The sequence below is a fragment of the Chloroflexota bacterium genome (genome assembly GCA_023475225.1).
Lineage (GTDB): Bacteria > Chloroflexota > UBA6077 > FW602-bin22 > JAMCVK01 > JAMCVK01.
Genome location: JAMCVK010000021.1, coordinates 45,787 through 65,529 on the forward strand (window position 1 = coordinate 45,787; position 19,743 = coordinate 65,529).

Annotated in this window: 16 protein-coding genes; 9 read left to right on the forward strand and 7 right to left on the reverse strand. The window is 55.3% G+C overall.

What is annotated here, in order from left to right; genetic code table 11:
• Positions 1-10: 10 nt before the first annotated feature.
• From hydA to M1136_04405, 4 genes are all read right to left on the reverse strand, one after another.
• Complete coding sequence (gene hydA, locus M1136_04390; protein MCL5074878.1) at positions 11-1,390, reverse strand: dihydropyrimidinase; 1,380 nt, start codon at positions 1,388-1,390, stop codon at positions 11-13.
• A gap of 59 nt (positions 1,391-1,449) precedes the next feature.
• Entirely contained in the window at positions 1,450-4,251 is a 2,802-nt protein-coding gene (locus M1136_04395) for a molybdopterin-dependent oxidoreductase (protein ID MCL5074879.1), read from the reverse strand.
• 44 nt (positions 4,252-4,295) lie between these two features.
• Positions 4,296-5,123 (reverse strand): GntR family transcriptional regulator, encoded by an 828-nt coding sequence (locus M1136_04400; protein MCL5074880.1) that lies wholly within the window; start codon positions 5,121-5,123, stop codon positions 4,296-4,298.
• A 345-nt stretch (positions 5,124-5,468) separates the two neighbouring features.
• Positions 5,469-6,074, reverse strand: a complete 606-nt coding sequence (locus M1136_04405) for a DUF2085 domain-containing protein (protein ID MCL5074881.1) — start codon at positions 6,072-6,074, stop codon at positions 5,469-5,471.
• A 54-nt stretch (positions 6,075-6,128) separates the two neighbouring features.
• On the opposite strand from M1136_04405, the gene M1136_04410 reads away from it, so the two are divergent.
• The gene (locus tag M1136_04410; protein ID MCL5074882.1) at positions 6,129-7,385 is read left to right on the forward strand and encodes an MFS transporter; all 1,257 of its coding nucleotides are present in this window, start codon (positions 6,129-6,131) and stop codon (positions 7,383-7,385) included.
• A gap of 205 nt (positions 7,386-7,590) precedes the next feature.
• Here M1136_04410 and M1136_04415 read toward each other — a convergent pair whose 3' ends face one another.
• The 3 genes from M1136_04415 to M1136_04425 form a co-directional block, all read right to left on the reverse strand.
• Positions 7,591-10,332, reverse strand: coding sequence for a glycosyltransferase family 39 protein (locus M1136_04415; protein MCL5074883.1), 2,742 nt, complete (start codon positions 10,330-10,332; stop codon positions 7,591-7,593).
• 347 nt (positions 10,333-10,679) lie between these two features.
• Entirely contained in the window at positions 10,680-12,071 is a 1,392-nt protein-coding gene (locus M1136_04420) for an ATP-binding protein (GenBank protein ID MCL5074884.1), read from the reverse strand.
• A complete protein-coding gene (locus tag M1136_04425; protein ID MCL5074885.1) occupies positions 12,068-12,739 on the reverse strand; it encodes a response regulator transcription factor in 672 nt (223 codons plus the stop codon). The genes M1136_04420 and M1136_04425 overlap by 4 nt, the downstream gene beginning before the upstream one ends.
• Before the next feature lie 214 nt (positions 12,740-12,953).
• Between M1136_04425 and M1136_04430 the strand changes: the two genes are divergently transcribed.
• From M1136_04430 to M1136_04465, 8 genes are all read left to right on the forward strand, one after another.
• A complete protein-coding gene (locus M1136_04430) occupies positions 12,954-13,403 on the forward strand; it encodes a PepSY domain-containing protein (GenBank protein MCL5074886.1) in 450 nt (149 codons plus the stop codon).
• Between the two features lie 584 nt (positions 13,404-13,987).
• A complete protein-coding gene (locus M1136_04435) occupies positions 13,988-14,470 on the forward strand; it encodes a cupin domain-containing protein (GenBank protein MCL5074887.1) in 483 nt (160 codons plus the stop codon).
• A gap of 111 nt (positions 14,471-14,581) precedes the next feature.
• Entirely contained in the window at positions 14,582-15,514 is a 933-nt protein-coding gene (locus M1136_04440) for a manganese catalase family protein (GenBank protein ID MCL5074888.1), read from the forward strand.
• Positions 15,515-15,573: 59 nt separating this feature from the next.
• Positions 15,574-16,131, forward strand: coding sequence for a 2-oxoacid:acceptor oxidoreductase family protein (locus tag M1136_04445; protein MCL5074889.1), 558 nt, complete (start codon positions 15,574-15,576; stop codon positions 16,129-16,131).
• Positions 16,128-16,391, forward strand: coding sequence for a 4Fe-4S binding protein (locus M1136_04450; GenBank protein MCL5074890.1), 264 nt, complete (start codon positions 16,128-16,130; stop codon positions 16,389-16,391). Before M1136_04445 ends, M1136_04450 begins: the two co-directional genes overlap by 4 nt.
• A 1-nt stretch (position 16,392) precedes the next feature.
• Entirely contained in the window at positions 16,393-17,574 is a 1,182-nt protein-coding gene (porA, locus tag M1136_04455) for a pyruvate ferredoxin oxidoreductase (protein ID MCL5074891.1), read from the forward strand.
• Positions 17,575-17,641: 67 nt separating this feature from the next.
• Positions 17,642-18,526, forward strand: coding sequence for a pyruvate synthase subunit PorB (gene porB, locus M1136_04460; GenBank protein ID MCL5074892.1), 885 nt, complete (start codon positions 17,642-17,644; stop codon positions 18,524-18,526).
• An 18-nt stretch (positions 18,527-18,544) separates the two neighbouring features.
• Complete coding sequence (locus M1136_04465; protein MCL5074893.1) at positions 18,545-19,723, forward strand: FprA family A-type flavoprotein; 1,179 nt, start codon at positions 18,545-18,547, stop codon at positions 19,721-19,723.
• Positions 19,724-19,743: the final 20 nt, after the last annotated feature.

Below are 19,743 nucleotides of genomic sequence, written 5' to 3' on the forward strand. Positions count from 1 at the left end.
TTAAGAGCGTTTATAGGCAACCAGGGCCGAGGCTGCGGAAAACCAGCTTCCCCTGTGGTTCGGTAGTCACTAAGGTCCCCTCCTCAACCAGAACTTGACCGCGCAAAACCGTAGTGTAGGGAAAGCCCTCTACGATCATTCCTTCATAGACGGAATGGTCGGTGTTCGAATGGAGAGCAGCGGCGGTTAACCTGGTGCGCTGCTGCGGGTCGATGAGGACCAGATCGCCATCGCTGCCTGGGGCGATCACCCCTTTCCTGGGGTAGAGTCCGAAACGCCTGGCCGGATTGGTACAACATAGCTCTACCAGGCGGTTGAGGCTGAGGCGTCCCCGGCCTACCCCCTCGGTATACATGAGGGGAAGGCGGGTCTCAATGCCCGCCATCCCACCCGGGATCATCGTGAAATCGGAGCGTCCCGCCTTTTTCTCCTCACTTGTATAAGGACAATGGTCGGTCGCTACTATAGAGAGCGCATCATTGGCGATGCTTCGCCAGAGCGCATCCTGATCGTCGGTGGGGCGGAGGGGAGGGGAGGCCACGAAGTAGGTGGCCTCTGGATCATCACGACGGTACTCCTCATCGGTAAAGAGAAGGTATTGCGGACAGGTCTCCCCCGATACCCTTGCCCCCTCGGCCCGGGTCAAGCCGATGAGAGCGGCCCCCTGGGCGGTACTGACGTGGCAGAAGTGGATATTGGCCTTCAGGTGTTTGGCATAGGTGAGGAGGCGGGCGATGGCCTCAACCTCACAGATCGGCGGTCGGCTATCCGGGTAATAATATACCCCTCGCTTCCCTGACCCCAGCAAGCGCTGAGTATGGAAGTGGGCGATGACCTCGCTCTCGGCGTGAATACAAATCAAGGACTGCTCTCTAGCGCTCTGCTCAAATAGGTCTAGGATGGCCCTATCTTCTAGGAGGAGACCAGGATAAGCCGTGTAGATTTTGAAGCTGGGGAAGCCATTGCGGACCAGCGCGCCCATCTCGGCCAGGATAGCCGGAGAGATATCACGTATGGTGACCTGCAAGCTGTAATCCACGTAGGAGTGTCCGCAGGCCCTTCTGAGATTTTGCTCAAGGCTTTGTTCTAAAGTCTCGCCTTCCTCGGGCACGATATATGGAACTATAGTAGTTACCCCTCCACGGGCCGCCGCCTGCGTGCCGGAGGAGAAATCATCCCCAGAGGAGACTCCCTTAGAAATCCAGGGCATATGGCAATGAACGTCGATCGCCCCGGGCAGGACCAGTTTCCCCTGGGCATCTAGCGTCCTTTCGGCCGGCAGGGATAGCCCCTGGCCGATGAGCCTGATGATTCCGTCGTCTATGGCCAGATCGGCCTGAAAGCTTCCGTTGGGATTGACGCAGGTTCCCCCCTTGACGATGAGTTGCATGGCGGCTCTCCTCTCTGTCCTTTTTATGCCAGGTTGTTTTCGCTGATCGGCAGAATCGTCTAATATCCTCGTCTCGCTCGTAAGGCTTGCCGAATCTTATCCTTAGTGGCGGGGAGATCGGTGAGGCGCACCCCCACAGCGTCGTAGATGGCATTGGCGATGGCGCCGGCCGTCGGTAGGGCAGCCATCTCGGCTGTCCCTTTCGCTCCGAAGGGTCCGCTGGGTTCCTTATCCTCGACGATGATTGGTATTATCTCAGGCGCCTGCAAACTAGTGGGAATACGACACTTGGCTAAAGTATTGGTGAGATTGAATCCCTTTTCTATCTTGAACTCCTCGTAGAGGGCAAAGCCCAATCCCATCACACAGCCGCCATCGATCTGCCCTTCCACGTTCAGCGGATTAAGGGCCTTGCCAACATCGTGAGCGGCGATCATCTTGAGAACGTTTACCTCCCCGCTATCCTCATCCACTTCGACTATGGCCGCCTGTGTGGCGAAGGAGAAGGCGACATAATTATAAGGGGCTTCCTCCTTATTTAGCCGGTCCAGCCCGCCTTCGGCGGGTCCGCAGAGCCCCCGGGTTTGTCTTCCTACGAAGCAGTGCTCCGCGCTCAAGAGTATCCCTTTGGAGGCCGCCAGAGCAGCAAGGTCAGTCGTAGAGAGAAGCACTCGGCCACTTTGGGTGTCCTTAATCGCATTATTCTGGATGATCACCTGGTCCTGGTGCAGACCGCACTCTGCGGCCACAAGGGCGCTGATCCTTTCCCGCAATGTTTGGCTGGCCCGCAGCACGGCGTTGCCGGAGAAGTAGCTCTGGCGTGAGGCCGTCGTAGGGCCACCCTCTGGCGTCAGGTGGGTATCACCCGTGATGACCTCTATCGTTTCAAATCCAGCTCCCAGCACCTCGGCGGCTATTTGACCCATGATCGTGGCCGAACCCTGTCCCATATCGGCGCAGCCAACACGGATCCTGAAGTGGCCATCGCTCAGCAACTCCACGATCGCTCCAGCCTTGTCCTCATTACCCAGTCCTAACCCCACATTCTTGAAACCGGAGGCCAGACCGATGCCTAGCTTCCAGCCAGGGCGGGGGGTGGGTAAGGGCATAGATTGCAAAGTGGACTTCACCCTCGCCAGCGTCTCCTTCATCCCTACACTGCCCTCCAGGACCTGCCCCGTACTGATCGGAAGGCCGACGGCCAGGGCATTCCGTTCACGAAAGGCGAAGGGGTCTATGCCCAGGGCACGGGCCAGCGCATCTAACTGTGATTCTACGGCGAAGGTCACCTGGGGCACCCCAAAACCGCGCATAGCGCCGGCCACAATGTTGTTGGTGTAATAGGAGTAGCCATCCAGGCGCACGTTCGGCCAGTAGTAAGGCCCAGTGGCGAACACTGTCGCCTGCTCGATCACGTCGTAGCCCAGGGAGGCGTAGGCCCCGGTGTCAGCGATGATTTTGGCCTGGATAGCCAGCAGCTGACCGTCCTTGGTGGCGCCAATCTTGTAGTACATCTTAAACCGATGGCGTTTCGGATGCATGCGTAGCGACTCCTGACGGGTCAACACCATCTTGACCGCTCTACCCGTCCGTAAGGCACCCAGGGCCAGAAAGAAATGGATGCTTATCTCCTCCTTGGCCCCAAAGGCCCCACCCATTGGCAGTTGCACGACGCGCACCTTATCTTTGGTTAACCCCAGGGCATCAGCCAGCTGATCCCTATCAGAGAAGGGGCTCTGAGTCCCAATCCAGATGGCGACGCCACCATCGGCTGTGGGGGCAGCAACCCCCGCCTCGGTTTCCAGGTAGGCGTGTTCAACGAAGGGTGTCGAGTAGGATTGTTCGATGATGACATCGGACTGGGCGAAACCCTCAGCGATGTTGCCCCGCTCCACTGTGCAATGCTTCATTAAATTACCACTCTCGTGCACCAGGGGCGCCTCCGGCTCACTGGCCCGCTCCGCAGAGAAGACCCCTTCCAGCTCTTTATAAGTGACCTTTATCTTTTCTAGGGCGACCTCAGCTGTTTTCAGGTCGTCGGCGAAGACCACGGCCACGGGGTCACCGATAAAGCGCACTTTCTTATCAGCGATGGCCGGTTGATCACGAATCAACATACCGATCTTGTTGACGCCGGGCACATCCCTGGCCGTCAACACAGCTCTGACGCCGGCCGTCCTTTCCGCCTCACTCGCATCTACGTCTAAGATCTCAGCGTGGGGATAGGCGCTCCAGAGCACCTTGCCGTGGAGCATTCCCTCCAAATGGATATCGTCGGCGTATTTAGCTTCCCCCATGACCTTGGGCAAGGCATCCTTCCTGGCCACGGATATACCTACGACGTGGCCGGTAGGAGTCCGCCGAAGGCGGACTGGGCCAGCGTAGTCTTCCCTGTTGAGAATCTCAGCCGCCGCCTTGATGGACTGAATGATCTTGCTGTATCCGGTGCAACGACAAAGGTTCCGGGCGATAGCGCGCTTGATCTCCTCAGTGGAGGGAGAGGGCTGACGGTCAAGCAAGGCTTTAGCCGCCATGATCATCCCGGGTGTACAGAAGCCGCACTGTACGGCGCCGAGATCAACGAAGGCCTGTTGCAGGGGGTGCAACCGGCCGCCCTGAGCCAACCCCTCGATGGTTTGTACCGCCCGGCCATGCATCCGGGACATCTTGATGAGGCAGGAATGGGTTGCTTCACCGTCCAGGATGACCGTACAGGCGCCGCAATGTCCCTGAGCACAGCCGTTCTTTGTCCCGGTTAGCCGCAAGTGCTCGCGCAGAAAGGTGAGCAAGGTCAGGTCAGGAGGAACACGGGCGGTTATTCTGCTCCCATTCACCAGGAGATTTACGGTTATCTCTTCCATAATCATCCCTGTATTCGCCTGAACGGTCGGCGAAATATCGATCCTTATGGCCGCAAGGAAGGAATGCGGCGAACTACCTCGAATTTGAAGAAGCCAGGGACGAAATAATTGGCGGAAAACCCTATCGGTTGGTCGGTGTCCGAATAGAACGTCTCCTCGATCAAGAGGAGGATAGTGGACGCATCCACGTTGAGCAAGCGGCTGAGGTCCGCCTCAGCCGCAGTCGAGATGATCTCAGCCCGGGCATATTCCAAGGGGGGATGGCGCCAGGCCACCAGAAAGTCGATAATCGAATCCTGAAAACCAGCTCTTAGTTGGGCTGTGGTGGCCACTTCCTGAGGGATGGCGCTGTACATATAGGCGACCGGCTCTCCGTTCACCGTCTTGATGCGGGTGAGCGTCGTGACTGCTGTTCCCTCTGGTAGGTGGAGCCTGGTGGCGATCGTTTTGGGGGCAGGCGCTTCCTCGATGGCTATATCCCTGGTAGTACAGGCCATGCCCTGTTTCGCCGCCAGCGATTCCAGGCTTTCGAGCATTTCCAATCCACTGCGAATAAGCGGTCTTGCGGCCCTGACGAAGGTACCCACCCCCTGGCGACGCAGCAGGCGCCCTTCTCTTTCTAGCTGTCTGATAGCCTCCCGCAGGGTGTGGCGGGCGATGCCCATTTGCCTGGCCAGGATCGGTTCTGGGGGCAGCTTTTGGCCTGGTTGATAGGCACCACTGTTCAACAGTTCGACAAGCACTTCCTCAGCCTGAATGTATAATGGTCGTGGATCAGTTTTGAGCCTCATGCCACGGTCAGGCGGCGACTCAGGAAAGGCACCGCACCCCTCCTTTGGCCATATCGTAGGATGTCCAACAAACTTTAGCATACATTTCCTGACCTCGTCAATATTTTGAGCAAGCGTGAACGATGGAGATTCCAAGGGGGGCGTCCTTCTTCGAAGGACTGGGATGGACTAGGGGGCACAGCCTCCCTTCCCCCTCTCTCCCGCTGGACTGTCCGCCGAAGGAGGATGGGGAGTGCATCCGCCGAAGACGGATTCGGGGGAAGCTACTCAACTCCCTCCAGCACGACCGCTTGCCAGGGCCTCGAAAACGGTGCTAAAATGGGCTGGGTTTCGCCACTCTTCTAGCAAGAGAGAGGGAGTGAGGGACCTCAGGGGGATCGGCTATCGGGGGAAGCTCTTCAGAACCTACCGCTTGTCAATCGCTAATCATTGGACGGGGGAGACCTGTTCGCTTTCTACTTCCAGCAAGACCTCCCTGGTGGCTTTTTCCATACGGGGATAGAGTAACCAGATCGAGGCTGCCCCAAAGAGGATGCCTGTCAAGATGCGTACCTCCCAAGTGCTCTCCCACCAGCCCAGGGCTTGGCCGAGGCCGTCGATAGCCATGGGGGCGATGAAGAGCAAGTACAAACGCCACGGCAATGGCTTCATTCCCTCGCGCCCTAAGGCGAATAAAAGGCCGCAGAGGAACATAGTAGTATAGATGGCCGTGTCTCGTTGACAATAAGCCATCTGATACCCGAAAAGGAAAAATGACCGCTCAGGCAATTGATGACAGGAGAGCGTGTAAGCCATATAGATCCACTGGGCAATGCGGACCTGTCCCATAGTCATCAGCAGGGGAGCCAGCAGGGGCAGCGTGGCGAACAAACCCATAAAAAGATTGAGCAAGAGTAGCCACCGCTGCAGGGCAAAATCCAGGAGACCCTCCAGCGAAATAAAGCGGCTGAAGGTCGGCCTGGCCTTTAGGGAAGCCTGTCCCGTTCGGGTAGAGACAGACCCTTCATCGGAGAAATCAACAGTCTCGCTCATAATCCCACCCGAGAAATACTTTACTCTTGAGCGGAGCAAAAGGCAAATTGAACAATGGAAGATAGCACGAATACCATATCTCAGGCGCGCTCCACGCTGCACTTGGGCAACACCTTCGTCGCTTTACGTCACTATAACTTTCGCCTCTTCTGGTATGGACAGTTAATCTCACTGATCGGCACCTGGATGCAGTCCGTAGCTCAAGGTTGGCTGGTGCTGCAACTGACAAACTCACCCTTTTTCCTGGGACTGGTCGGGGCAGCCCGCGCCCTACCTATCCTCTTCTTCACCCTCTTCGGCGGCGTGGTGGCCGATAGGGTAAATAAGCGCATCCTCATCATAGGCACTCAGTCAGCCTCTATGTTGCTTGCCCTCTTGTTAGCTGTCTTAACCTCAACGGGACACATTCGGGTCTGGGATGTCCTTATCGTTGCCTTCCTGTTAGGCACGGTAGATGCCTTTGATCGACCAGCCCGCCAGGCCTTCGTCGTGGAGATGGTGGGCAAGGAGGATCTGATGAACGCCATCGCCCTGAATTCCTCGGTGATGAACGGGGCGCGCATCGTCGGTCCGGCCCTGGCCGGTGTCCTGGTTAGCCTTATCGGTGTGGCCGGCTGTTTCTACCTAAATGGGGTGAGCTTCCTGGCCGTCATCGCCGGTCTTCTGCTCATGCGGCTCGCCCCCTCATCGCCAGTGAAACAGGGCGATTCGGTCTGGCAGAACATACTTGAGGGAGTCGACTACATCTATCGGGACTCAGCCCTTCTCCCGCTGGTGATCCTGGTAGCTTTAGTGAGCATCTTCTGTATGCCCTACTCGGCCCTGATGCCGGTCTTTGCGCGTGACATTCTCCACGCCGGAGCGACGGGTCTAGGCCTTCTCATGTCGGCGGCTGGTTTGGGGGCCTTAACCGGTGCGCTCAGTCTGGCGGCCCTGGGCAATTTCAGACATAAGGGCTATCTTCTCCTGGGACCCGCGCTAGCCCTTTCCCTGGCACTCAGCGTATTCTCCCTATCACATTGGCTTCTGCTCTCTCTGGTTGCCCTGGTAGCAGTGGGCTGGTCAATGATGACCTACACGGCGGTGACGAGCACCCTACTCCAAACTATGGTACCCGATCGCCTGCGAGGGCGGGTGATGAGCGTTTACACATTTATGTTCAGTGGTATGACTCCGCTCGGAAACCTGCAAGCTGGCATCGTTGCTGAATATTGGGGTGCGCCATTCGCCATCCTGCTGGGAGCGCTCCTCTGTGGACTGCTCAATCTCCTTGTCCATCGGCAACGACCATATCTGCGTCGACTGAGCTAGAGAAGGCACACCTTCCTGATCCCCCTCTCGTGGATGGTTCCTGGAGCGAGGTGTCCCCCCATATGCAATGCAAGGGTGGCTGAACCCTCAGATCTTTGCGTCGAGCATCTTGTCGTGAGATTCGCCGTTGGTGGTGCAAATAGCTCAGGTGTTCAACCGTCCGGATATAAGATAATGATTTAATCCATGCAGCGGCCTGGACAAGTTACTGCGAACCAGAAGATAGGAAAAGGCTGGTCACAACCAGACTATCTCCAGAGCCATCGGCCAGCGGTATTCTTTTAGCTTGTTCGGGCTGGTAGAAGCCCACTTCCAGTTCGTACTTCCCCGTCGGTGCCTCCGGCCGGACGACGATGTCGTAGGTATCAGCTAAAACTTCACCCGGAATCCAACCATCGGTGGGCGCTTTCCCATCAAGAGGAACGGAATCTTTTTGGCCGTAGATTTGTCCATCTGCTCCTATCAAATGTGTGAATACCTTATAGCTATCATCCATCTGGCTCAAAGCCCGCCAGTAGAGCGTTAAATGAACTGTCTGCCCTCCCTTTATTGGCTCATCTGGTGCTGTCTTCAAATCATAACCCAGGAGCTCGATAGATGAACCAAAACGGGCCTCCTTAGAGTAAGCTATACGAGGAATGTTGAAATCCCTTTTTCGTGCTCTTACTTTCACCTTGGGGAAGCCGGAGAAGGTCTTATCCACCAGCCTGTTGGCTTTCAGCTCCAGCAACAGGGTGTAATCCCCTGTAGACGCCCGCGCGGGCACCCGCACATCAAGGTAAGTCATTAAAGTTCGGCCTTGCCGCCACCGGCTGGTGGGAAACCAGGAAGTCCCCAATACCTCCGTCTTCTGCCACACAGCCTCTCCGTTGTCAGCGATAAGGCGTGCAAGCATCTGGTAATCCTGGTCGCTATCCTTTGTTAGCTGCCAGAGGAGCTTCACGGTGATGGTATCTCCTGGACGACAGTTCTCCCCGTCCAGGCCGAAGCCCAACAGATTCAACCCCTCGAAAGAAAAGTTAACCTGGTACGGCGTGGTGGCCGGGTCATAAAGCGCGGTAAGCGGTGGAGCGTCCAGCACTCTTATTTGAGCGAGACGGACTGGACCCCTCGGCAAGGTCTGACCATCCCGCCGTAGCTCGCTCGCCTCTCCGCTTACTTTGTCATAAACAACTATCATCAGCGAGTACTGGCCTGGTGGAAGAAAGGAGGGAACCGGCATACCGTAGCGATCTACCACCTCCTCGCCGGGAGCCCATCTGTTACTGGGAAAGAAGCCTGAGGCAGGTCTGGCATCTCGCTGCCAGACGGTGCGGCCCTCTTGATCTACAAGACGCCAGGAGACCGCATAATCCCTCGCCGTCTTGTTCCCAACCTGCCAGTGCAGGGCCAGGTGCAGAATATCTCCAGGCCTCACCGAAGTGGCATCAAGGCTGAGGCCTTTCAGGAGAGCCTCTTGCTCGTAGCTAATATTCAGCGGGGTGAAATTTAGTGTTGGCGGAGCCGATGCGTAGTAGACAACACGATTCAATCCCACCCTCGCCGAGACCACTTGATAGTAGTTGATTGCCAGGTGTGTTTCGACCAGATGCTGCGGGTCGTAGGCAGCGACATCATAGTCCAAGAGCCAGATGCCCCGATGTTTTGCCATGATCTCATCCAGCCGTTGCGCAGCTAATTGCCATCCATCGGGCTCGCCGAGGGGGAACAGATAGCTAGGGATAGGTTCCTTAGCCCTCAATCTTTGGTAATACCAGAACTGGAGTGTCTGGCTCCAGCCATCCAAGATTATGGCGTCCCCATGCTGGGCATGCCTTTCGATGTAAGTTACCGCTTCGCGAAAGTCGGTCTTTGCATACCCGTAATTGTAGAAGTGATTATACAGGGAGAATCCCTGGGTTAACACTAGAAGAAGGACGGAGACTACCCCCAGGAGAGAAGCCTTGCGATATAAGCCGACCAAGCCTAGACCCAGCACCATATAGAATGCCGGAGCACTGACCATCAGGTAGCGGGGCGCAAACATAGGACGCAGGAGGGATACCATGAGACCCAGGGTAGTGGGGAGGAGCAGGTAGCCGAGCACGAACCAGCGCCGAAACCAGGCTGGATACCTGTGACCATCATGGCCAGCAAACCAGAGCCCGATGAGGATGATGACCAGGAATCCGAAGGACAAACGAAACCCCTCATCCGCGGGGACTGATAACCCTAAGCTGTAATAGGTGAGGCTCTGTTTCACGATGGCTATGAGGTCCACGGTGCCCCTTTTAAAGGGGGCGTAAGAACTAACAATTTTATTGGCAAAGGCGAGCCATGGAAGGTACAGGACGGCGATGGTGAGTTGGATGGCAAGCCAGTAAACAACTGCCCGTCGTGACCACCCCCCACGCCATATTCCCCACAACAGCAGCGTGTTCGTGAACAGAAACAAAAAGAAGGCATAGTAGTGGGAATACAGGCCCAGCAGCATAAATATGGCATAGAATCCCATATGGCGCAGCGTTGCCTGTTGAAAGGTCCGCAGGGCAAAGTAGATGGCCATAAGCCCGAACAGAGCTACTGAGGCATACATTCTCGCCTCTTGTGCATACCAGACCTGGTAAGGATTCAAGGTCAGCAGAACTGCTCCAACCAGCCCAGCAGCGCGCCATGAGAAGAGATCGGCAACTTTGAAGAGAAATGCTACTGTCAAAACATTTGCTATCAGCGAGGGAAACCTCAGAGCAAATTCGCTGGTGCCGGCCAGCGGATACCAAGCGTGCAGGAACAAGTAGTAAAGGGGAGGATGGGGTTCGGCGGTAGAGGTCAGGCGCAGGATGCTAGAAAAACTAGAGTAAGCGGTTTGAATGGAGAAGGCCTCGTCACCCTCCAGCCCGACCCCATCCAGGCGGTAGACTCTGATGGCGAAGGCCACAAATATAACCACGAGTGCGGCAGCTCGCATGGTTATTTCTGAGCGAGAAGTTCGGAAAACAGAGATGCATCGCATGTCTGCAAGTCCTGCCTTTAGCGCGTCGCGATACTTCTTTATCTCGGGAGATTATAGTATATGGCGATACCGGTTTCCAAATCAATGTAGGAGGAATGTCGATCAACGGGGGGTCCAAGGGGGCGTCCGCCGAAGGCGGACCTGCGGTGGATCTGGGGATGTGCCCCAGAGCACAAAAGAAAGCCCGCAGGGCTAGATTGAACCATTCTCGGCACTGCAGGCCATTTCGTGGTTGCTATTGCTGTCTTCACTTAGGGCGTTTCGTTCAATAACGAGGCATAAGGATGCTCATATGATTCCGGTTAGTTCTTCTCGAAGAGAGGTAAAAATACGGAAAAGATGGTTCCTTGTCCGACCTGGCTTTCAACTTCAATCCTGCCACCATGAACTTGGGCGATATGCTGACAGATCGATAGGCCGAGCCCAGCGCCTCCCTCAGCGCGTGAACGAGCCTTATCAACACGGTAAAAACGCTCGAAGATATGTGGCAGGTGCTCTTTTGGGATGCCGATGCCTGTGTCTTTGATAGCTATCACCGCTGTTTTACCTTCCCCGACGACAGAGGCTGATACGCTGCCGCCGCTTGGAGTGTACCTGATGGCATTTTGCAGAAGATTGAGAAATAATTGCTTCAGTTTTATCTTGTCGCCCTCTACAATAAGATTCTCCAGCGGGCCAAGGTTGAACTGAAGTCCCTTTTCCTGGCAAAGCACTTCTATGTCTGCAGACAAGTCAGTAAAAAGTTCCTTAAGTCTAACCTCCTCGAAGTTCATTTGTTCCTTACCGGCATCGCTGCGAGTCAGATACAATAGCTTACCAACGATGGCCGACATATATTCCGCCTCCTGAGAAATCAATCCAAGCGACTTCCGGTAATCGCCCTCTGCTCGTTCCTTTCGTAATGCCAGCGTGGACTCGGCTTGAATGATAGCCAAGGGCGTGCGCAACTCATGAGAAGCATCAGCCGTGAACTGACGCTGACGACTGAAAGCCCCCTCCAGGCGCGCGATCATCCGATTCGGCGTTGAAGCCAGTTTTCCTAGCTCATCCTCACTGTGCACCTCTATCCTTCTGCTCAAATCACTCTCTTCTATCTCCTGCGCCGTGCGAGTGATCTGCTCTACAGGCTTAAAGGCACGGTTTGCCAGAAACAGACCACCGCCGCCTGCCAGAGCTGCTGTTGCTAGGACTGCAATAATAAGGATATATCTGAACCTCTCCAGCATATCCTTTATTTCTGCTGTTGAGCGGCCAACCACTACGGCGGCATGAATGCCCGATTCGTCCTTGAGAGGAACGGCATAAAGGCGGATTTCCTGATCATTCGCCATCTGACTAGCAAACGAGCTCCGACCAGCAAGAGCCTGGTCTAGCAACGTGTAAATCCGCGAGCTCTCTATTTTCCGACCCCAGCTCTGTATCAAATGTCGTTCGTTATCATAAAGCAGCATCAGTTCGACCGATTGCTCGCCAAAATTAAACTGGTTATCGTTCCGAAAGCCAATACTACCATTCTCTACCCCTAGGGAATTCTCGAGCTGCGCTGCTCCTAGTTTTAGAGAATTATCAAGACTCTGATACAGGCTGTGTGATAGCATGAAATAGGCCATTGCACCAAAGAGGGGCAGTAAGGCGCTCATGATGACCAGATACCAGATGGTCAGCCGAAATTTGATACTTTTGGTGAACCTCATACTTCCCTCAGCCGGTAGCCGGCTCCCCGCACTGTCTGAATCAGACTATTCTGGCCTCTTTCATCAATCTTGCGCCGCAGCCTTCGAATATAGACGTCTATCAGGTTAGACATGCTGTCAAACTCGTAATCCCAGGCATGCTCTTCCAGCATCGTGCGGGTGATCACCATGTTTGGGTGGCGCATGAAGTACTCCAGTATGACATACTCCTTGCTGGTCAGCTCGATCCTTCTCTGCCCCCGCCATACCTCCCTGCTCAGTGTATCCATGACCAGATCTCCTACCTGTAGCCTTGGTGATTTGGAAAATCCTTCCCGCCGCAAGAGCGCTCGTATCCTGGCCAGCAGCTCGTTGAAGGCGAAGGGTTTGATCAGGTAATCGTCGGCTCCAGCGTCAAGCCCCTTGACCCTGTCCTCCACGGAATCTTTGGCGGTTAGCATCAGGATTGGCGTGTTTACCCTCTTCAGCCGCAACTCCTGGCAGACCCCGATGCCATCTTTCTTGGGTAGCATAATGTCAAGAATGATAAGGTCATACGGGGTGCTCTCAGCAAGGTATTCGCCATCCTCACCGTCGTATGCGGTGTCAACTGCATATCCTTCTTCCAGCAATCCCCGTTTGATGATGTTACAAAGTCGTCTTTCATCTTCGAGAACCAGAATTCTCACGATCAATCCTCCGAACCGATTACTGCGTCATTATATTACAACAAGATGAATAGAAGATGAACGGCGGAACTTGGGCTCACGAAGTATCAGTTTAATCTGATGTTCATGTTCGGTTAACAGCAGATTCATGTTGGCATGCTAGACTGGCATCGACGAGAGCGAAGGCATCTCGTTAATCGTGATAGAAAGGAGGTGAAAGGAAATGCTGAAAAAAATGCTAGCCGGAACTGGCATAGCGACCATGCTCACGGCGGGATTTCTCTTGGGTAGCCTCACCGTGGGGCCCGTCTTTGCCCAAACTCCGCCCACCACTCCTCCGGCACAGACCCAGGTGGACGAGCAACAGCCGCAGTACACAGGTTCTATCAAGGTAAACGACGCCCAATACGAGGGCATGAGTGAGGCTGATGAGGCTGCTGCATTGCAGAGCAAGGCCACCATCAGCGCTGCCAACGCGGAAGCGGCTGCTGTTGCGGCTAACCCTGGCGCCAGCGTCGTCAAGACTGAGCTTGATAACGAGAATGGCGTGCTGGTGTATAGTGTAGAGCTGAGCAACGGTAAGGACGTGAAGGTAGACGCCGGCACGGCGAAAGTACTCCACACAGAAGCAGGTGGGCTTGACCGTGGAGGTGAAGTCCACGAGCAAAAGACGGTCGAAGGCTAGAACAAGCCAGCATCCAGCGCAGATAAGGGCAGGGACGAAAAATTCCCTGCCCTTATCGCTTATTATCCCAACCGCCGATGGCTGGTCATTCTGGTTTTGGCCCTTTGTTCTGGCCTGGCGTTTTACTTATGAAACCAGTCGAGCCTCGGTTACTTGGTGTGTCCTTGGCTGCGACTCTGCGTAGTCATGCACGTAGGTCCGTCAGCGATATAAAGCATGGCTTCAGCCCTGGGTTTAACAGTCCAGAACGTTCAATCAGGCCACACAGTCAGGCTTAAATTCCTTCGGAGGACTAAAGAGGTGCTTGCAGCTCGGACAGCGGAACACACCGTGGAATGCATCACTCAGCTTCGCCAGTATTGTAGCCTCTGCTTTTAGAGTATCCCCGCATTTGGGGGCTTGCCTTGACGGATAGGGAGCGATGCAATATAATTTCAAGTGGAGCATCATTTTTCTCCTATTATCCCAAGATGGCCGACGGCGATGAAGATGCGCGTTGGCCAGTGGAAGGGGTTGTGCGTTGCATCGTCAAGTTCCTCTACAATTATATCTAAACCCCACAATAACATCCAGGAGGTCATAGAATGGAATACACGAAGATCAGCGAGATCAAGGAGTTTTCGGCCGAGAGATTCTTGAAGAAGGTGCCCCTGACTACAGAGAAGATCGTCTTTAACGCCTTTAACTTCAGGCCCCGCCAGATCCTCCCCTTGCACAAGCATCCTACTACCGACGAACTATTCTACGTGATCGAAGGTACAGGTGAGGTCACCATCGGGAATGAGCAGCGGACGATTGGTCCAACCTCGGTGATCTACGGCCCGGCTGATGTTTGGCACGGCATCGTGAACGCCGGTGAGGACGATATGGTGGTCATCTCTGTCCAGGCACCCAAGCCAGTAGAGATGGTCTACGCTGAGAACAGCACCGTGATCTGCCCTGTCTGCAAGCAGGAGGTCATCCTCAAGGTAGATACCAAGGAAGGCGACTTGATCACCTGTCCGCGTTGTCAGGCAAGGTTGAAACTGAGCAGGGTTGACGGAAAGTGGACGGCAGTGCAGGCTTAGGCACCTAACGACCAGGGTGGGACGATGGTATGCCTCGCCACCGAAGCCGCCCTGTCTCTTGGGGATACACCCGACACCTGCCTGCATCTATATTCGAGGAGGAAACACAACATGGCCATAACATCAAGCCCTCAAGAGATCATCACCCTCTTAAATGAGGACATCACGCGGGAGCACGAGACCATAGTTCAATATCTTCAACACGCTTACGCCATCGGTGAAGGTGCTATCGCCTGTGCAATTGAGGAGATCGCGCGGGAGGAAATGTGGCACCTGGAGTGGCTTTCTGAAAGGGTCGTGGGTCTCGGTGGTGATCCTACCCTGGAGCGGGGGGGAATAACAATAGAGAAGCAGGCCACGGCCATGCTGCGAGACGACATCGCTCAGGAGGAAAAGGCCATCGCTCAATATCGGCGTCATATAGAAGCCATCGGCGATGAGGGAACCAAAAAGATGCTAGAGCGCATCCTCGCCGATGAGGAATCACACCGTGACCAATTTGAGTCCATGGTCAAGGAACTGGAGGCGGCCGAAGGTGCCGCTATTGAACAAACAGCCTCGCCGGCGACGCAGCCTATCATAGGACCGCTCAACGCTGATATCAGAGACGAATATACGGCCATCCTCCAGTATCTGCACCAATCCTTCATCGCTGCGGATCCTGAGACGAGCAACGAACTGGAGCACAGGGCAATAGAGGAGATGAAACATCTGGGTTGGCTATCTGAGAGGGTGGCTGAATTGGGTGGTGAGCCACACATCGAACGAGGAGAGATCGATCGCTCCGTTGCTATCCCGGAGATGCTGAGGGCGAACATCAGGGCCGAACAGCAAGCGCAAGCCCAATACAGCCGTCATATTGAGGAGATCGCCGATCCCGAGGTGAAGAGCCTTCTTTCCCGGATCAATCTCCAGGAGGCTTACCACGAGTATCAGTTCAAGGAAATGCTGGAGGAAGCGGAGAAATCAGAGACCCCCGCCCCTGCGGCGCCCAGCCCGACTGGGTTGACCGTGGGCAGTCTGCTGGGGCGAGAGCAAGAATAGAGAATGTCGATGATCGACCCGAAATACAAAACCAGAATTCCTGGAAGAGAGATGAGGAGATGAAAGAGATTCGCATTCACGCTAGGGCCGGGCAGGGGGCCATCACGGCTGCTATGCTCCTGGCCGTAGCCGCCTTCGAGGAGGGTAAATTTGCCTTGGCCTTTCCCCACTTCGGGGCAGAGCGGATGGGGGCCCCTATGAATGCCTTCGTCCGTCTCGATGATAAACCCATTCGAGTGCGCAGCCAGATTCGCCAGCCAGATTGTATCCTGGTACAAGACCCTACTTTACTGCTTAGTTTTAATGTGATAGAGGGACTAAAGCCGGATGGCCTAGCCATCATCAATACAGAGAAGGAACCTGAGGCATTGAAATTGCAGACGTCCTCCAGGATAGTGACCGTACCAGCTTCAAGGATCGCTCAGGAGCTCCTGGGACGAGCGGATCGAACCAATACGGCGGTCTTGGGGGCCTTTGCCGCGGCCGGCGGAGAGATCGGACTGAAAGCGCTCAAGGCGAGCATTCGCGCCCGTTTCTCCGGTGCGGCCGCTGAAAAGAACATACAAGCGGCCGAACAGGCATATGAGTACGTGAAAGGTGCAGGAGTTAAAGTATGAGGATCACTATTGGAGCAGTAGCCAAGCCCGGTTCAAGCCGGGCTAACAAGACAGGGAGCTGGCGTACGGGGACAAGACCCGCATTTCTTCAGAGTCGATGCACCGACTGTGGCCTATGTATATTGTCTTGCCCAGAGGGCATTATCTTTGGCCAGGGCAAGAACACCTACTACGCCGATTTGGATTACTGCAAAGGCTGCGGCATCTGTGCCAACATCTGTCCAGTTAAAGATATCGTGATGGTTGCGGAGGTGAAATGATATGGTTAAGAAGATGATTGAGGGCTCACGAGCCATAGCCGAAATGGTAGGCCTCTGTCGGCCTCAGGTCATCGCCGCTTATCCCATCACACCCCAGACGCATATCGTAGAGGAACTCTCGCAGCTGGTTGCCAATGGAGAGCTTCAGGCAGAGTACGTCAACGTGGAGAGCGAGTTCTCAGCCGCCTCGGTGATCCTGGGGGCCAGTGCCACCGGGGTACGTACCTATACGGCCACCACCTCCCAAGGGCTATTGCTGATGATCGAGGTGCTCTACAACATCGCCGGACTGCGTCTCCCTGTTGTTCTGGGCTGTGCCAATCGCGCTATCTCTGCACCTATAAACATCTGGAATGATCAGCAGGATTCCATCACGGCGCGCGATACCGGTTGGATTCAGCTCTACGCTGAGAGTAACCAGGAAGCGGCAGACCTTCACCTGCAGGCCTATCGCATTGCCGAGGACCAGCGTGTACTCCTACCAGTGATGGTTTGTCTGGACGGATATGTCTTGACTCATGCCTATGAGACGGTAGATCTCCCCTCGCAAGAGGAGGTGGACGCCTTCTTACCCCCCTTCCGTCCGCTGTATCGCCTGGACCCGGCCAATCCCCTCACCTTTGGCACCCTGGCTGACCCCAGCTGCTATATGGAGACGCGCTATATTCTGCAGCGGACCACCGGGAAAGCCTTGGCGGTCATCGAGGAAACAGCCACCGCCTTCCAGAAGGCCTTTGGACGCCGCAGTGGTGGCTTGATCGACTGTTATAAGACGGAGGACGCCGCTATCATTCTCGTGGCGATGGGCTCTGTGGTCGGTACGATCAAAGAGGCTGTCGATGAGCTGCGTGCTGCTGGGCAAAAAGTGGGCGTATTAAAGGTCATTACCCATCGGCCCTTCCCTAAAGAAGCCATCTATCAGGCCTTGCACGGGGCAGAGCATGTGATTGTCCTGGAGAAGGCCATCTCCTTAGGTAACGGTGGCCCCTTGGCCACGGAGATCAAGGCTACTTTCCAGGAGCGTCCGCAGAGGGTGGCGATAAGCTCAGTCATCGCCGGCTTGGGTGGGCGCGATATAACCGTGGATAGTATCAAAAGGGCTGTGGCTATGGCTCGCGAGAGGGTCTTAGATGGTGAATTCCTTGATCTCCGAGCAGATTTGGAGATAGAAGAGGTAGCTTAAGAGTGTTAAGGGTAGTTGAATGTTTTCACCTGCCCGCAAAATTTTGTATCCACTGTAGGAGTTAAAGATGGAGAACGATCATCTTTTTGCGCCGGGGCACACCGCCTGCACTGGTTGTGGGCAAGCCTTAGGGGTACGGCTGGTGCTCAAGGCCGCCGGACGCAACGTCATCACCACCGATGCCACCGGCTGCCTGGAGGTTTTCAGCTCGGCCTACCCCTATTCGGCCTGGGAGGTGCCCTGGATTCATTCCCTGTTTGAGAACTCGGCGGCTGTGGCCTCTGGGATAGAAGTGGCTTTGAAAGTGACCGGTCGTCTGGAACAGATCAAGGTTATTGCCCAAGGGGGCGATGGCGGTACGGCTGATATTGGCCTACAGGCACTCTCCGGCATGTTTGAGCGAGGACACGACGTGCTTTACGTCTGCTACGATAATGAGGCTTATATGAACACCGGGGTACAGCGCAGCGGCCTGACGCCCTACGCCGCGCGCACTACTACCAGTCCACCCGGCCGGCTCTCCTGGGGAAATGCTCGACCTAAAAAGGACCTGCCGGCCATCGCCGCCGCCCATCACATCCCCTATGTGGCTACCGCCTCGGTAGGCTATCCCTACGATCTCGATAAAAAGGTCAAGAAGGCCCTCTCCCTCGGTGGACCTAAATACATCCAGCTCCACGTGCCCTGTCCTTTGGGCTGGGCCCATGAGGCCGCATTGACCATCGAGATCGCCAAGCTGGCTGTGCAGACTGGGCTTTACCCGCTCTTTGAGATGGAGAACGGCGTGCTCAGCGCGGTCAAGAAGATCGCTAAACCGAAGCCGGTGGAGGAATACCTCAAGCTCCAGGGACGTTTTCGGCACCTCTTCCAGAAAGAGGGTGGGGCGGAGGAGATCAAGACTATTCAGGGAATCGCTGATGAGAATATCCAACGCTACAGACTCGTAGGCTGAACTGGCTAGGGAGTGACCATGGAACCAGTCAAAATGAAGGATGGTCTCTACTGGATCGGATCCTTGGATCCGGACCTGCGCACCTTCGATATCATTTTTCGCACCGAGCGCGGCACAACCTACAACTCTTACCTGGTAAGGGGCACAGAGAAAACAGCTGTAATCGATACCGTCAAGGCCCGTTTCCAAGAAGAATTCATATCCAAGATAAAGGTCTTGATCGATCCCCGAGAGATCGACTACATCGTCCTGAATCATACTGAACCAGACCACTCAGGGGCCCTTCCCAAGCTTCTGGAAGCGGCAACCTCGGCCCGCCTGATCATCTCTAAGCCGGCCAATCATTTTGTGCGGAATCTCTTCAATCGTGACCTCGACCCCTGGGTAGTCGGGGATGGGGATACCGTCGATCTGGGAGGAAGGACTCTGCGGTTCATCTCTGCCCCCTTTCTACACTGGCCAGACACGATGTTCACCTATCTGGTCGAGGATAAGATCCTTTTCCCCTGCGACGCCTTCAGCTGTCACTTCTGCGACGACAGGCTCTACAACGATCTGGTAGATGATTTCAGTGCCTATTTCCGTTATTACTTCAATGGCATTATGCGGCCGTTCAAAGAGCAGGTGCAAAAGGCAGTAGAAAGGATCAGGGGACTGGAGATCGAAATCGTCGCCCCTTCCCACGGCCCCATCTTGCGCCATAATCCCTGGGAATATATCAACCGCTATGCCGAATGGAGCCGCTTACCCAAGCCCGGGGCAAAGAAGGTCCTGATCTTCTACGTCAGCATCTATGGAAATACCAGGGCGATGGCTGAGGAGATCGCCAGGGGCGCCTCTATAGACGGGGTTGAAGTCAGGCTTCTGGATGTTACGCAGATCAAGCCGGACCAGATCCTGGATGAGGTGGAAGCGGCGGCGGCGATCGTCATTGGTTCACCTACTGTTTGTGGTGATGCCCTGCCGCTGATCTGGGAGCTTCTTTCCAGCCTGACCACCATCCGGCTGCGGGGCAAGGTTGGAGCGGCCTTCGGTTCTTACGCCTGGAGTGGGGAGGCCGTGCCAATGATCGAGGAAAGACTTAAAAGCCTGCACTTTAAGGTTATTGAACCGGGGCTCAAGGTCACCTTGGCCCCAACGGAGGATGATCGGCGTAGGGCCCGTGAGCTGGGACGGCAGATAGCCGAAAGCTTGTGAGTTCGCTTCTTAAGGCGTGT